The 14,368-nt window shown below is 66.5% G+C and carries 10 protein-coding genes; 3 read left to right on the top strand and 7 right to left on the bottom strand.

The genetic code is table 11. From position 1 onward, the window contains the following. Positions 1-35 precede the first annotated feature (35 nt). The 5 genes from J8I33_RS25465 to J8I33_RS25445 form a co-directional block, all read right to left on the bottom strand. On the bottom strand, positions 36-1,457 hold the full coding sequence (locus tag J8I33_RS25465) for a DUF2957 domain-containing protein (RefSeq protein ID WP_050011857.1): 1,422 nt from the start codon (positions 1,455-1,457) through the stop codon (positions 36-38). Between the two features lie 434 nt (positions 1,458-1,891). Continuing rightward, positions 1,892-2,842: an N-acetyl-gamma-glutamyl-phosphate reductase gene (gene argC, locus J8I33_RS25460; protein ID WP_209926124.1), complete on the bottom strand. Its 951-nt coding sequence runs from the start codon at positions 2,840-2,842 to the stop codon at positions 1,892-1,894. A 178-nt stretch (positions 2,843-3,020) separates the two neighbouring features. Next, a complete protein-coding gene (locus J8I33_RS25455; RefSeq protein ID WP_011546661.1) occupies positions 3,021-3,593 on the bottom strand; it encodes a flavodoxin family protein in 573 nt (190 codons plus the stop codon). Positions 3,594-3,809: 216 nt separating this feature from the next. Continuing rightward, positions 3,810-4,406: a YbhB/YbcL family Raf kinase inhibitor-like protein gene (locus J8I33_RS25450; RefSeq protein ID WP_124556850.1), complete on the bottom strand. Its 597-nt coding sequence runs from the start codon at positions 4,404-4,406 to the stop codon at positions 3,810-3,812. Positions 4,407-4,645: 239 nt separating this feature from the next. Further along, a complete protein-coding gene (locus J8I33_RS25445; protein ID WP_011546659.1) occupies positions 4,646-5,332 on the bottom strand; it encodes an orotate phosphoribosyltransferase in 687 nt (228 codons plus the stop codon). A gap of 459 nt (positions 5,333-5,791) precedes the next feature. On the opposite strand from J8I33_RS25445, the gene J8I33_RS25440 reads away from it, so the two are divergent. Beyond that, the gene (locus tag J8I33_RS25440) at positions 5,792-8,062 is read left to right on the top strand and encodes an NADP-dependent malic enzyme (protein ID WP_050011862.1); all 2,271 of its coding nucleotides are present in this window, start codon (positions 5,792-5,794) and stop codon (positions 8,060-8,062) included. A 148-nt stretch (positions 8,063-8,210) separates the two neighbouring features. Here the strand turns inward: J8I33_RS25440 and J8I33_RS25435 are convergent, their stop codons facing one another. Beyond that, on the bottom strand, positions 8,211-11,801 hold the full coding sequence (locus J8I33_RS25435; RefSeq protein ID WP_209939374.1) for an indolepyruvate ferredoxin oxidoreductase family protein: 3,591 nt from the start codon (positions 11,799-11,801) through the stop codon (positions 8,211-8,213). A gap of 330 nt (positions 11,802-12,131) precedes the next feature. Here J8I33_RS25435 and J8I33_RS25430 point away from each other — a divergent pair, with 330 nt between their 5' ends. Further along, entirely contained in the window at positions 12,132-12,326 is a 195-nt protein-coding gene (locus J8I33_RS25430; protein ID WP_050011864.1) for a hypothetical protein, read from the top strand. Positions 12,327-12,459: 133 nt separating this feature from the next. Here the strand turns inward: J8I33_RS25430 and hppD are convergent, their stop codons facing one another. Further along, positions 12,460-13,557 carry a 4-hydroxyphenylpyruvate dioxygenase gene (gene hppD / locus J8I33_RS25425; protein WP_050011865.1) on the bottom strand — a complete coding sequence of 366 codons (1,098 nt, stop codon included), beginning with the start codon at positions 13,555-13,557 and terminating at the stop codon, positions 12,460-12,462. Positions 13,558-13,772: 215 nt separating this feature from the next. Here hppD and J8I33_RS25420 point away from each other — a divergent pair, with 215 nt between their 5' ends. Continuing rightward, positions 13,773-14,297: an Lrp/AsnC family transcriptional regulator gene (locus tag J8I33_RS25420; RefSeq protein WP_040143005.1), complete on the top strand. Its 525-nt coding sequence runs from the start codon at positions 13,773-13,775 to the stop codon at positions 14,295-14,297. Positions 14,298-14,368: the final 71 nt, after the last annotated feature.

The raw sequence follows: 14,368 nt of genomic DNA, 5'->3' as shown, positions 1-14,368 counted from the left end.
ACGCGGCGGCAGGCCGGCCGCCGCGTCCCCGATCGCTACTTGCTGATCTGCGCGCCCACGCCGAAGTACGGGGTCGACGACGTCGTCGAATTCGCCGACGTCGACGTGACGCCGCCGTTTACCGTGCCCTGGATCAGCGCCGCGTACAGCCCGCCCGTCGCGATCACCACGCCCGATACGGACGGGTAGTTCGCGCCGCTCGGCGGGGCGGTTTTCGCGTTCAGCAGGCCCGGTGTCGTCTGGCCGTAGTCGAGCGTGAAGCCGTCTTCCTCGGCCTGCGTGGACGGGTTGATGAACGACGCGTTGCCGCCGCGGATCAGTGCGGCCGTGTACTTGAAGTTCGAGTCCGCGCCCGCGTAGCCGCCATCGATCGCGCCCGACGTGATCGCCGTCGCCGCGCCGAGCACCGCGATGCCCGATTCGTCGTCGACCTGCGCATCGAGGTGCAGTGGCGGCGTGCCGAGGTTCACGTTGCCCGTGCGCACGATCACCGGCACCGTCGCGCCGTTGAGCTGGCCGATCACCATGTGCGCGGTGGCCGACTTGCCGGTCGCGCCGACGATCGGCAGTTGCGTCTGCGGCAGCGTCTGCGGCGCCTTGGCGCTGTCGAAGTAGCCGCCGTTCGCGCTCGTTTTCCACGGATCGCCGGTCGTCTGGCAGCCACCCGACCCGCTCGACGTGCACGCGCCGTTCGCGTCGAACGTCTCGCTCGAGGTCGAGCCCTTCGTCGCGTAGTTGCCCGACGGCACGAGGTGGTAGAGCAGCGCGTTGTACGTGCCCGGCAGTTTTGACAGATCGGTCGTCGTGTTTGCGAAGCCGAGGAACGGATAGAAGTCGAAGTGACGGTTCGGCACCTGGCCGACGTTCTGCACGACGCCCGGGATGATCGTCAGCCCGTCGTACTGGATCGTCGCGCCCGGAATGCCGCCGCCCGCGACGCCCATGCCGACCAGCAGCATCGGCGGGTTCGCCTGGTTGAAGTCGGCGGCCGTCGAATAGGTCGAGCCATCCGGCGCGGGGCCGGTGCCCGGCGTGAGGACGAACGCGCAGCGCGTCTGCTCGGCGGTCGGCAGCGTGCCGGTCGGCGGATGAATGACCTTGCCGGTGATCGTCGTGCCGACGCGGCTCGGCGTGACGGTGCCCGTCTTCAGCGGAATCGGCGATTCGAGCCACTTGAGCGTGTACGTCATCGCGACCGCGTCGATGTTGACGCTGACGATCTCGCCGCTACCCGCGCCGCCGAGATACGTGCTCTTCACGATATCCGCGTTGGCCGGGCACAGTGCGCCGTTGATCGGTTGCGAAGGCGGCTGCCCTTGCGTGCCGCAGCTCGAGCCGGAACATTGGGGCGCGTTGATCGGCGCGAGCGCGCCGCCTGAGTCCCCCCCACCACATGCAACCAGGAAAGGGGCAATGGCAAAGGCCGTTGCCACCCCCTTCGATAAGGTGTGCGACATGCCGCTGTCTCCAATCGTTTAATTGTGCGAGCTAATGTCGCTGCCTGTGTTTTTGCTGTCAATTGATGAACCCGTCTAAAAAAGGCGATTGAAACGGGATCTGCGAATTGAATGCTTGCCCAATAAGGCAAACGGTAAGAATTTAAACGCGGAACGGGCTACCGAAAGCTGCCGGAGTGGGGGATGCGCGACGCCCGGCACGCTCTCGCAGCACCTTCTGGCGTATAACAGCAGCGTTTAAATCAACGGGTATCCGGTTTATCCCTATTCGGGATTGACTGGATAAGGAAGGGGCGAATTAATCCACTTGTAATCGCGCAATGGAAAGCTTGTAAATATTTGTAAATGCGCGGCGCGGTGTTTTTATATATTGCCTGATACGGGTAAATAAAAAGCCGGCCAACGGCCGGCTTTGCATCGCATGCGATGTTGAATCAGCGTTTGAGGCCCGCGTCCTCGGCCGCGCCGATGTTGAGGTTCATGCACTGGATCGCGGCGCCCGACGCGCCCTTGCCGAGGTTGTCGAGGCGCGCGACCGTGACGAAGCGCTCCGCGTTGCCGAACACGAACAGGTCGACGCGGTTCGTGTCGTTGTTCGCCTGCACGTCGAAGAAGCCGCCGTCGAGGTTCGCGTCCGCATCGAACGGCGCGACGCGCACGAACGCTTCGTCCGCGTAGTACTCGGCGAACACGCGCTGCACGTCCTGCGGCGTCGCGCGCTTCGCGAGCTGCTCGGGCGTGAAGTAGGTCGTCACCGCGAGGCCCTTCAGGAACGGGCCGACGATCGGCGTGAAGATCGGTGCGTGCGCGAGGCCCGTGTGCGCGGCCATTTCCGGCAGGTGCTTGTGCGCGAGGCCGAGCGCGTACGGGCGCGGGCTCGCGAGCTTGCCGCCCGGCGTGGCGCTTTCGTACTCGGCGATCATCGACTTGCCGCCGCCGCTGTAGCCGGTGATCGAGTAGCTGTGCGCGGCGAACGTCGGCGCGACGATGCCCGCATCGACGAGCGGCCGCATCGCGAGCACGAACGCCGACGCGTGGCAGCCGGGCACCGCGATGCGCTTCGACGTGCGAATCTTCTCGCGCTGCGCGCGGGTCAGCTCGGGCAGGCCGTACGCCCAGTCGGCGCTGGTGCGGAACGCGGTGCTCGCGTCGATCAGCGTGGTGTTCGGGTTCTCGACGAGCGACGCGGATTCGCGCGACGCGACGTCCGGCAGGCACAGGAACGTGACGTCCGACGCGTTGATCAGGCGGCGGCGCTCGTCGACGTCCTTGCGCTTCGCTTCCTCGATGCGCAGGATCTCGATGTCGCTGCGTGCCGACAGGTATTCGAAGATCTTGAGGCCGGTCGTGCCTTCCTGGCCGTCGACAAAAACTTTGGTGCTCATTTCGCTCTCACTGAATGAAACGGGAGCCGCGGCGCCCTGAAACCGCCATTTTAAGACGTCATCCGGCGGCACTGCAGCGCGCGGGGCGAAAAAAGACGGCCGGCGGGCCGTCTTCGCGTCCATCTTCGTGTCCCTTTGACGCCCGCCGGCACGCGCGCGGGCCGGGGAACGCGCGCGCTCAGCGGGCGCCGGCGTCCCAGCGGGCGGTCGCTTCGGCGACGCGCCGGCCGAATGCCTTGCCGGTCTCGAGGTCGCCCGGCAGCGGCCCTTCGTCGGGCGTCGCATCGGCCGGCGACTGCGCGAGCAGGCCCGTCGAGCCGCCGAGATAGTTGATGTCGTTGCGCGTGGCCGCCTTCGAGTTCGCCGGCATCAGGCTCGTGCCGACCCACACCATCCCATGCTGCATCGCCAGCGTGACGAAATATTGAATCGTCGAGAACTTGTCGCCGTTCATCGTCGCGGAGTTCGTGAAGCCCGCGGCGATTTTGTCCTTCCATTTCTGCGTGAACCACGCTTTCGACGTGGCATCGGCGAATTGCTTGAACTGCGCGGACGGGCCGCCCATGTAGGTCGGCGCGCCGAAGACGATCGCGTCCGCCGCGTCGAGCGCGGCCCAGCCTGCGTCGTCGAGGTCGCCGACGGCGATCAGGCGCACGTTCGCGCCGGCGTCCTGCGCGCCGGCGTGCACGGCTTCGGCCAGTTTCTGCGTGTGACCGTAGCCGCTGTGATAGACGATGACGATGTTCGACATGAAGCGTTCTCCGGAAAGGGACGGGAACGGCGGGCCGCCGGCTCGCCGCGTCACGCGTCGCCGGCAGGCGGCGCGACGGTCGCGCGGCAGGGGATGCCGCGACCGGTGACGACGAGTCTAGCAAGCCGAAATGACGAGACAACGTGCGCGTGCGGCGCACCGAAATTCGCGGCGGTCTGCAATCGCGGCGCCACTGCCAGGCGAGACGCCGTGCGGCTACTGGCCGTAAGTGACCGTGAGTTGCGCGGTGCCGATCGCGAGCGTGCCGATCTCGTGCTCGAACATCGGCGCGGGGCGACCCTGCGAAATGCGCAGGTCGGTGCCTTTGAGCGCGTAGACGGTGATCACGTAGCGATGCGGCTTGCCGGGCGGCGGGCACGGGCCGCCGTAGCCGTCGATCCCGTAGTCGTTGCGTGCCTCGCTCGCGCCGATGCGGCGCAGGAAGCCGGATGCGCTCGCGTCGGCCGGCAGGCTCGTGACGGTCGCCGGAATGCCCGCGACGGCCCAGTGCCACCAGCCATGCCCGGGCGCATCGGGATCGAAGACCGTGACCGCGTAGCCGCGCGTGCCGGGCGGCGGGTTGCGCCACGCGAGTTGCGGCGAGCGGTTCGCGCCCTTGCAGTCGCCGCGGTCGAACACGTTCGCGGCCCGCACGCGGGCGCCGGGCGTCAGGTCGTCGCTCGTCACGGTGAACGGGCCTTCCGCATGCGCGGGCAGCGCCGCGAAAACGGCAGCGCACAGGAGGGCGGGGAGGAGGAACGCAGACGGGCGGCCCGATGGCGCAGGCGGAGTGATCCGGCGATCCACACGCATATGGCGCTTCTCCCGTCACGTGGGCCGGGCCGCGGCGCCCGGCATTGTTGGCGTTGTGTGTTGCCCGCGCCGCTGAGGGCGGCGATGGGTCAAGTCTAGCATTAGGGTTCGATGAGCGACGCACACCGGCGCCCGCGATCGCGATCGGTCAGCGCGCTAGTCGGCAGACGAAAAAAAACCGCCTGCGATGAAGCAGGCGGCTCTTCAGCCAGTGTGCCGGCGCGTGCGCCGGCGTGGCGTCATTCCTTCGGGGCCGTCGCGCCGCCGTGCGCGGCCGACCATTCGGCCGGTGCGTGCAGGAATTTCTCGACTTCGTCGAGCGTCTTCGTCTCGAAGTAGCCCGACGCCTTCGCGACGCGCAGCACGTCCCACCACGTGGCGAGCGCGTGCAGGTCGACGTCGATGTCCTTCAGGACCGACACGCTTTCCTTGAAGATGTCGTAGTGGAACAGCACGAAGCAGTGGTTCACCGTCGCGCCCGCGGTGCGCAGCGCGTTGACGAAGTTGATCTTGCTGCGGCTGTCGGTCGTCAGGTCTTCCACCAGCAGCACGCGCGAGCCTTCCTCGAGATGGCCTTCGATCTGCGCGTTGCGGCCGAAACCCTTCGGCTTTTTGCGCACGTACTGCATCGGCACCATCATCCGGTCCGCGATCCATGCCGCGAACGGGATGCCGGCCGTCTCGCCGCCCGCCACCGCATCGATCTGCTCGAAGCCGATGTCGCGCGTGATCGTCGTTTCCGCCATTTCCATCAGCGCACGGCGCACGCGCGGATACGAGATCAGCTTGCGGCAGTCGATATAGACGGGGCTTGCCCAGCCGGACGTGAAGATGAACGGTTTTTCGGCATTGAAGTGCACCGCCTGCACTTCGAGCAGGATTTTGGCGGTCGTATCCGAGATCGACTGACGATCGTAGCCTGTCATGGGCATTCCTTGGGTGATGAGCGAGGAGCGGGCGCGGGCCCGATGGCGCAGCAAGGGGAACCTGCCCGAAGGGCCGGGGCGCGATTGGCGGACCAATCGCATCGCTGCGCGCGTAGCCCGCTATTTTACCCGATTCAGGCCGGTTTTCGGCGGAATTCGCGCGCGCCGCCGCGCCGCTCGCCACCGGCGAAACAAACGGGGCACGACCAGTCCGACACGGACGCCGGGGATGCGGCGGTGCACCAACGGAGGTCATTTAGGGGGTGTACACTAGGCGACCCTAAGAAATCGTTCAGTACTTTGTACTTTCCTCTTGCCACCCGCCAAGGTTCGTTGGCGTGCCCATCCGGCGCGTCGCGGGCCGTCTCGCAGTCGACCATCCCCTCGATTCAGGCAGACGCGGCCGAAGGTGCTGTGTACTGAGTCGTCAATATTTCGCATGTCTCTCGCAGGTCAATCATGGACGAACAACTGAAGCAGGCCGCTCTCGCTTATCACCTGAACCCGAAACCCGGCAAGATTTCGGTCACCCCGACCAAGCCGCTGTCGAACCAGCTCGATCTGTCGCTCGCGTATTCGCCGGGCGTCGCCGCCGCGTGCGAGGCGATCCACGCCGATCCGCTCGACGCGCAGAAGTACACGTCGCGCGGCAACCTCGTCGGCGTCATCACGAACGGCACGGCCGTGCTCGGCCTCGGCAACATCGGCCCGCTCGCCGCGAAGCCGGTGATGGAAGGCAAGGGCTGCCTCTTCAAGAAATTCGCGGGCATCGACGTGTTCGACATCGAACTCTCGGAGTCCGACCCCGACAAGCTCGTCGAGGCGATCGCGATGCTCGAGCCGACGCTCGGCGGCATCAACCTCGAGGACATCAAGGCGCCGGAGTGCTTCTACATCGAGCAGAAGCTGCGCGAGCGCATGAAGATCCCCGTCTTCCACGACGACCAGCACGGCACCGCGATCATCGCATCGGCCGCGATCCTGAACGGCCTGAAGGTCGTCGGCAAGAAGCTGTCGGAAGTGAAGCTCGTGTGTTCGGGCGCCGGCGCGGCCGCGATCGCGTGTCTGGACCTGCTGGTGAACCTCGGCCTCACGAAGACGAACATCCTCGTCGCCGATTCGAAGGGCGTGATCTACGAAGGGCGCGGCAACCTCGATCCGTCGAAGCAGCGCTATGCGGCGAACACCGACGCGCGCTCGCTCGCCGATGCGATCGTCGGCGCCGACGTGTTCCTCGGCTGCTCGAGCGCGGGCGTGCTGAAGCAGGACATGGTCAAGACGATGGGCGAGCGCCCGCTGATCCTGGCGCTCGCGAACCCGGAACCGGAAATCCGCCCGGAAGACGCGAAGGCCGTGCGCCCGGACGCGATCGTCGCGACCGGCCGTTCGGACTACCCGAACCAGGTCAACAACGTGCTGTGCTTTCCGTTCATCTTCCGCGGCGCGCTCGACGTCGGCGCGACGACGATCACGGAAGAAATGAAGCTCGCGTGCGTGCGCGCGATCGCCGAGCTGGCGCAGGAAACCGACCAGAGCGAGGAGGTCGCGAAGGCGTATGAAGGCCATTCGCTGGAGTTCGGGCCGGAATACCTGATTCCGAAGCCGTTCGACCCGCGCCTGATCATCAAGATCGCGCCGGCCGTGGCGCAAGCCGCGATGGATTCGGGCGTCGCCACGCGCCCGATCCAGGACATGGACGCGTACCGCGAACAGCTCGGCGCGACCGTCTACCGCACCGGCATGGTGATGCGTCCGGTGTTCGCGACCGCGAAGCAGAAGGAGGCCCGCATCGTTTTCGCCGAAGGCGAGGATGAGCGCGTGCTGCGCGCCGCGCAGTTCGTGCTGCTGGAAAAGATCGCGAAGCCGATCATCATCGGCCGTCCGTCGGTCGTCGACATGCGCCTCGCGAAGATCGGCTCGAAGCTGAAGGCCGGCACCGATTTCGAAATCGTCGATCCGGAAGACGATGCGCGCTACCACCGCTACTGGCAGGCGTATCAGGAGATCGGCGCGCGCGACGGCGTGACGCCGGAAGTCGCGAAGGCCGCGATGCGCAAGTTCAACACGCTGATCGGCGCGATGCTCGTGCACCTGGGCGATGCGGACGGGATGGTCTGCGGGATGATCGATACGTTCCACAGCCACCTGAAGTTCATCGAGCAGGTGCTGGGCCGCGCGAAGGGCGCCGAGCACTTCGCCGCGATGAACCTGCTGATGCTGCCGGGCCGCAACCTGTTCGTGTGCGACACGTACGTGAACGAGTTGCCGAGCGCCGACCAGCTCGCCGACATGACGATCCAGGCCGCGGCCGAGATCGAGCGCTTCGGCATCACGCCGAAGGCCGCGCTGCTGTCGAACTCGAACTTCGGCAGTGCGCCGTCGGCGTCGTCGCGCCGGATGGCCGAGGCCCGCAAGCTGATCGTCGAACGTGCGCCGAACCTCGAAGTCGACGGTGAAATGCACGGCGACGCGGCGCTGTCGGAACTGATCCGCAAGCAGGCGTTCCCGGGCACGACGCTGTCGGGCGAGGCGAACCTGCTGATCATGCCGAACGTCGAAGCGGCGAACATCGCGTACAACCTGCTGAAGATGGTCGGCGGCGAAGGCGTGACGGTCGGCCCGTTCCTGCTCGGCGCGGCCAAGCCGGTCCACATCCTGACGCCGGCCGCGACCGTGCGCCGGATCATCAACATGACGGCCGTTGCCGCCGCGAACGTGAACACGAAGTAAGTCCACGCTCGTGTGCCGCGCGTCACGCGCGGCACAATGAAAAACGCCGCGGAACCTGCGTTCCGTGGCGTTTTTTTTCGCGTGAACTCTAAGGGCGACGGCGGCGCGGGGCGGGCATCCGGACCGCGAACGCCCGCCGCGCGCGCCGTTAGGCGACCTGCTGATGCGACTGGCCGCCTGCCGGCGAGCGCCACTTCGCGAGCAGCGTGTCCCACTTCTGCCGCACCGCGCGCAGGTTGTTCTCCTTCACGTGGCCGTAGCCGCGAATGCCGTCCGGCAGCGCCGCAAGCTCGAGCGCGAGCGGCCGGTTGGCCGCGTTCAGCCTGCCCAGCACCTCGCCGATCAGCGCTTCATATTCGCCGATCAGCGCGCGCTCGGTGCGGCGCTCCGCGGTGCGGCCGAACGGGTCGAGCCCCGTGCCGCGCAGGAACTTCGCCTTCGCGAGCAGCCGGAACGCGGACATCATCCACGGGCCGTACGCCTTCTTCACGAGATGGCCGTGGGCGTCCGTCTTCGCGAACAGCGGCGGCGCGAGGTGGAATTTCAGCTTCCAGTCGCCTTCGAACTGCGCGATCAGCCGCGCGAGGAACGCGGGATCGGACTGCAGCCGCGCAACCTCGTATTCGTCCTTGTACGCCATCAGCTTGAACAGGTTGCGCGCGACCGCTTCGGTCAGCGGCTCCTGCACCGTGTCGCCGTCGGCGAGCGCGCGCTCGGCGGCGCGCACCTTGTCGACGAATGCCGCATAACGCGACGCGTACGCGGCGTTCTGGTACGCGGTGAGGAATTCGACGCGCTTCGCGATCAGCGCGTCGACCGCCTTCTTCGTGTGCAGCGAAATCACCGTCGCGCCTTGCGCGGGCCGGGCGTCGCCGGCCGCGGCCTGCTTCACGCTGGCCAGGTCGTGCGCGGCGCGGCGGCCCCAGTCGAACGCCGCGCGGTTCTTGTCGACCGATACCGCGTTCAGCTCGATCGCGCGTTCGAGCGACGCGAGCGTCAGCGGCAGCCAGCCCTTCTGCCACGCGTAGCCGAGCACGAACGGGTTCGTGTAGATTGCGTCGCCGAGCAGCGCGACCGCGAAGCGGTTCGCATCGATGAAGTCGACCGCTTCACCGGCTGCCGCGCGGATGTCGCTCTCTGCGGACACGCCGGGGAACGCCCAGTTCGGGTTCTTGATGAACTCGGCGGTCGGCGTCTGCGCGCTGTTGACGACCACGCGCGTCGTATCGTGCCGCATCCGCGACGTGCATTCGTCGCCGGCCGTGACGATCGCATCGCAGCCGATCACGAGATCGGCTTCGCCCATCGCGATCCGCGTCGCATGAATGTCGGTCGGCGCGTGCGAGATCTGCACGTGGCTCATCACCGCGCCGCCTTTCTGCGCGAGGCCGGTGACGTCGAGCACGGTCACGCCCTTGTTTTCCAGGTGCGCGGCCATCCCGAGCAGCGCACCGATCGTGACGACGCCCGTGCCGCCCACGCCGGTGACGAGCACGCCGTACGCGCGGTCGATCGCCGGCAGCGTCGGTTCGGGAATCGGCGGCAGCGCACCGCCGTCGACCGCCACCGCCTTCGGCTTCTTCAACTGGCCGCCCTCGACCGTGACGAAGCTCGGGCAGAACCCCTTCACGCAAGAAAAGTCCTTGTTGCAGCTCGACTGGTTGATCTGGCGCTTCGTGCCGAATTCGGTTTCCAGCGGCTCGACCGACAGGCAGTTCGACTGCACCGAGCAGTCGCCGCAGCCTTCGCACACCGCGTCGTTGATCACGACGCGCTTCGCCGGGTCCGGGTATGTACCGCGTTTGCGGCGGCGGCGCTTCTCGGTCGCGCAGGTCTGGTCGTAGATCAGGATCGTCGTGCCTTCGATCTCGCGCAGCGCGCGCTGCACGTCGTCGAGCTGGTCGCGATGGTGGATCGTCACGCCCGGCGCGAGCAGCGCCTTCTGGCTGTCGTACTTCTCCGGCTCGTCGGTGACGATCACGATCTTCTTCGCGCCTTCGGACGCGAGCTGGTGCGTGATCTGCGGCACCGTCAGCACGCCGTCGACCGGCTGGCCGCCCGTCATCGCGACCGCGTCGTTGTAGAGGATCTTGTAGGTGATGTTCGCCTTCGACGAGATCGCCGCGCGCACCGCGAGCAGGCCCGAATGGAAATAGGTGCCGTCGCCGAGGTTCGCGAACACGTGCTTCTCGTCGGTGAACGGCGCCTGGCCGATCCACGGCACGCCTTCGCCGCCCATCTGGCTGAAGGTGCTCGTGCTGCGGTCCATCCACACGGTCATGTAATGGCAGCCGATGCCGGCGATCGCGCGCGAGCCTTCCGGCACGTTGGTCGACGTGTTGTGCGGGCAGCCCGAGCAGAACCACGGCTTGCGCTCGGTCTGCACGTGCGGCTTCGCGAGCGCCATTTCCTTCGCGTTGATCACCGCGAGCCGCGCGGCGATGCGCGCGCGCACGTCGGACGGCAACTCGAACTTCTCGAGCCGCGTCGCGATCGCCTTCGCGATGATCGCGGGCGACAGCTCGTAGTGCGCGGGCAGCAGCCAGTTGCCCATCGGCACCGACCATTCGCCGCCGGCGCCGTCCTTCTCGTCGAACTTGCCGAACACCCGCGGGCGCTGCGCGTCGGGCCAGTTGTACAGCTCTTCCTTGATCGCGTATTCGAGGATCTGGCGCTTTTCCTCGACGACCAGGATTTCGTCGAGGCCGCGCGCGAACGCCTGCGCGCCCTGCGCTTCGAGCGGCCACACGCAGCCGACCTTGTAGAGCCGGATGCCGATCCGCGCGCAGGTTTCGTCGTCGAGGCCGAGGTCGGTCAGCGCCTGGCGCACGTCGAGGTACGCCTTGCCGCCGGTCATGATCCCGAAGCGCGCATGCGGGGAGTCGATCTCGATCCGGTCGAGCTTGTTTGCGCGCACGTAGGCGAGCGCCGCGTACCACTTGTAGTCGAGCAGCCGCGCTTCCTGCACGAGCGGCGGGTCGGGCCAGCGGATGTTCAGCCCGCCTTCCGGCAGGATGAAGTCGGTCGGCAGCACGATCTCGGTGCGATGCGGGTCGATGTCGACCGACGCCGACGATTCGACGACGTCCGTCACGCACTTGAGCGCGACCCACAGGCCCGAGTAGCGGCTCATCGCCCAGCCATGCAGGCCGAAGTCGAGATATTCCTGCACGTTGGACGGGAACAGCACCGGCAGCCCGCAGGCCTTGAAGATGTGCTCGGACTGATGCGCGAGCGTCGACGATTTCGCCGCGTGATCGTCGCCGGCCAGCACCAGCACGCCGCCGTGCTGCGACGAGCCGGCCGAGTTCGCGTGCTTGAAGACGTCGCCGGTGCGATCGACGCCCGGGCCCTTGCCGTACCACATGCCGAACACACCGTCGTACTTCGCGCCGGGGTACAGGTTCACTTGCTGGGAGCCCCACACGGCGGTGGCGGCGAGATCTTCGTTGAGGCCGGGCTGGAACACGATCTGGTGGGCGGCCAGGTGCTGCTTGGCTTTCCACAGCGACAGATCGAGGCCGCCCAGCGGCGAGCCGCGGTAGCCGGAGATGAAGCCGGCCGTATTGAGACCGGCGGCGCGGTCGCGTTCCTGCTGGAGCATCGGCAGGCGCACGAGGGCCTGGATGCCGCTCATGTACGCGCGGCCGCGTTCCAGCGTGTATTTGTCGTCAAGCGTGACGGACTTCAGCGCGGCTTCTAGCGACGCGCGTTGGTCTGCGTCTAGCGGGGCATTCATTAACTGTCTCCTCCACCCGGTCTGGGATCACCAAAACTTCGGTTGCGTCGGCATCTTTTGGACGCGTCCGCAGTGGCCGGCATGTTCGCCGGTTTTAAGGGATGGTAGCACTGGGGCAAACCCGCCGCCCATCGGTCGCAACGCGAGGGAAAGGGCCGCCACGCACCATGAAACAGGGCGAGATCATGCGTTACATCATGTAAAAGCATGTAAAGCGGCGTTGATCTGCGGGCAAATGCCGTTAATCTTGTCGGCCTGCCGGAGGTGCCCGGCCGCGTGGGTTCGTTCCGACGCAGTCGGGGAGGCGCCGGCAGTTTTACAGGAGGTGCAATGAACACACGTCATATCCAGAGTTTCCTGATCGTGTCCGCCGCGTTTTTCTCGATGACGGGCCCGGTGCACGCGCGAGGCGCGAGCGCGCTGGCGGCAGCCGGCGCACAGATGCAGCAGATCGTGCCCGCTCAGGACGCCGCAGCGCAGCCGTCGGTCGAGCGCGCCGCCGCGTCGAAGGCGAACGTGCGTTGATGCGATCGCGCGGCCCGCGGGCCTCGCCGGCATGCAAAAAGGGCGGGAATCCTCGGATTCCCGCCCTTTTTCTTTGTGCGGCCGGATCGCGCGGCCGCCCCCGGTTGTCCGGAGCCGCCGCGCGGCGGGGGCGTCAGGCCTTGTCCTGCACGACGCCGCGGCGGATCTGGTCGAGCTCGATCGATTCGAACAGCGCCTTGAAGTTGCCTTCGCCGAAGCCCTGGTTGCCCTTGCGCTGGATGATCTCGAAAAAGATCGGCCCGATCTGGTTTTCGGTGAAGATCTGCAGCAGCAGGTCGTCGCGTGCGCCGTCGATCAGGATCTTGCGCTTCTTCAGTTCGTCCAGCGATTCGCCGTGGTTCGGCACGCGGCGGTCGACCAGTTCGTAATACGTGTCGATCGTGTCGAGCAGCTTCACTTCCTTGCTGCGCAGCCCGTCGACCGCCTGATAGATGTCGCTCGCGCCGAGCGCGATGTGCTGGATGCCTTCGCCGTGATATGCGTCGAGGTATTCCTGGATCTGGCCGGCCGTGTCCGAGCCTTCCTCGTTGATCGGGATGCGGATCTTGCCGCACGGCGACGTCATCGCCTTCGACTTCACGCCCGTCACCTTGCCTTCGATGTCGAAATAGCGCACCTCGCGGAAGTTGAACAGGCGCTCGTAGAACTCGGCCCATTCCTGCATGCGGCCGCGATGCACGTTGTGCGTCAGGTGGTCGATGTAGGTGAGGCCGTGGCCGACCGGGTTCGGGTTCGCGCCGGGAATCGGCTCGAAGTCGACGTCGTAGATGCTGATGTCGCCGATCGCGCCCGGCTGCGCGCCGTTCTTGCCGCGCCAGCGGTCGACGAAGTAGATCAGCGAATCGCCGATCCCCTTGATCGCCGGGATGTTCAGCTCCATCGGGCCCGTCTTGTTGTCGAAGCCCCATGCGCCGAGTTCCAGCGCGTGCCGGTACGCCTTCGCGGCGTCCTGCACGCGGAACGCGATCGCGCAGATCGACGGGCCGTGCAGCCGCGCGAAGCGTTGCGCGAACGAATCGGGTTCGGCGTTGATGATGAAGTTGATGTCGCCCTGGCGGTACACCGTCACGTCCTTGTGGCGGTGGCGCGCGATCGCGGTGAAACCCATCCGTTCGAACAGTTGTCCGAGTGCTTTCGGGTCCGGTGCCGTGTATTCGATAAATTCGAAGCCGTCGGTGCCGACGGGGTTGTCCCAGGTGGGGATCTGCATGTCGTGTCTCCTGTGCGGGGCGATCGGCCGGGGGCGGCGTGCGCGTGCCCGGCGTGGTTCGATGTCGACGGCCGCGCCCATCACGAGCGTGCGCGGCAAGCCGAGACATGCGACAGAGTGTAGCGGGCGGCCGCGAGCGGAAACTTGCGAACTTAATCGCCCGCGCCTACGATGGCGCAATTTCCAGTCTCAAAACACTCAGTGGAGGGCAGAAGATGGCGCAAGCCGAATTGGATGCCATCGACCGGCGCATTCTCGCGATTCTTCAGGAGAACGGGCGCCTGTCGAACCAGGAGATCGCCGAGCGCGTGAACCTGTCGCCGAGCCCGTGCTTGCGGCGAATCCGGCGGCTCGAGGAAATCGGCGTGATCACCGGCTACGTCGCGCTGCTGAATCCGCAGAAGCTCGGGCTCGACCTGCTCGCCTACGTGAGCGTGCGGCTCGAAAAGCGCGGCGGCCTCGCGCCGGTCCGGGCCGACGAGACGTCGGCGCGCGCGGGCGCGACCCACGCGGAGCTGTTCCGCGCGGCCGTGCAGACCTGGCCGGAAGTGGTCGCGTGCCATGCGATGACGGGCGACATGGATTACCTGCTGCGCGTACAGGTCGAGGACATGGCGCATTTCTCCCGCTTCGTGCAGGAGCATCTGCTGCATCACCCGTCGGTGATCGACGTGAAGACGAGCTTCTCGCTCGATTGCTTCAAGGAAACGACGGCGTTGCCGATTCGTTCGGTGCGCTAGCTGTGAAGCTTCAATAGGTTGTATCGATGGTTCATCCGGACTGAGTCTGGGAGACTGGAAGTCGCCAAACA

Origin of the sequence: Burkholderia sp. AcTa6-5 (genome assembly GCF_017815075.1) — a bacterium.
In the GTDB taxonomy this organism is placed as follows: Bacteria; Pseudomonadota; Gammaproteobacteria; order Burkholderiales; family Burkholderiaceae; genus Burkholderia; species Burkholderia sola.
This window is presented reverse-complemented; position numbering and strand designations above follow the sequence as displayed.